The organism is Anaerobacillus sp. 1_MG-2023, from assembly GCF_030547345.1.
In the GTDB taxonomy this organism is placed as follows: Bacteria; Bacillota; Bacilli; order Bacillales; family Guptibacillaceae; genus Guptibacillus; species Guptibacillus hwajinpoensis_B.
The window spans coordinates 1-268 of record NZ_JAUORD010000115.1 but is presented as its reverse complement, the minus strand read 5'-3'; the positions used below and the strand labels follow the sequence as shown (position 1 = coordinate 268).

At 67.9% G+C, this 268-nt stretch carries 1 protein-coding gene; it reads left to right on the top strand.

Going from position 1 to position 268, the window contains the following annotated elements; genetic code table 11:
* The coding region (locus tag Q4550_RS23510) for a hypothetical protein (protein WP_303536638.1) at window positions 1-268 on the top strand (268 nt) is incomplete at both ends.

The window sequence follows — 268 nt, the reverse complement described above, 5'->3', positions numbered from 1 at the left end:
CCCCCAAGGGCAATGCGGCCCAGAACGCCCGCGCCGGCGTGGCCAATGGCACCGCCATGGCCAAGGCACAGCAAAGCGGCAGCGGCGGGCGCAAAAAATCCGCGGGCAACGCCGCGGTCAGCAACTATCCGGGGCTGGTAATGCGCAAACTGTCGCGGGTTGGCAAGCCACGTGTGAACGCGCGCGGGGCAACGGTGGTTGCCTTTACCATCAGCGGAAGCGGCGGATTGGCCTCGGTCTCTGTCGCGCGCAGTTCGGGGTCTTCGGC